The organism is Vogesella mureinivorans (assembly GCF_007644035.1).
In the GTDB taxonomy this organism is placed as follows: Bacteria; Pseudomonadota; Gammaproteobacteria; order Burkholderiales; family Chromobacteriaceae; genus Vogesella; species Vogesella mureinivorans.
In genome coordinates this window covers 1-259 of the sequence record NZ_VMTV02001158.1, presented here as the reverse complement: position 1 = coordinate 259, position 259 = coordinate 1, and the positions used below count along the sequence as shown (strand labels likewise).

Here is a 259-nt window from a genome sequence, read left to right as displayed (position 1 = left end):
CCCGAAATCGCTCCCGTCCGCCACCGGCACCATGCGCAGCGCCAGCGCGACCGCGCCGCCGCCGGTGCTGCCCTCCGCCGCGCGGCCATAAGCATAGGCATTGTGCGTCGTGCCGAAAACCGGGTTGTAGCTGTGCGAGCCCAGTGCGAATTCGGGGACGTTGCTCAGATTTGCCGTGACGGTCTTTCGAGGCTGTGCGGTATCGGAAATCGCCTCTTCCAAAGTGTGCAAAAGCTCCGCGCTTCTATCGATGGGAATA

General features: G+C 63.3%; 1 protein-coding gene. It reads right to left on the bottom strand.

The features are described 5' to 3' along the window. Window positions 1-259 (bottom strand): amidase family protein (locus FLQ44_RS24240; RefSeq protein WP_240801392.1); only part of this gene is annotated, 259 nt, incomplete at both ends.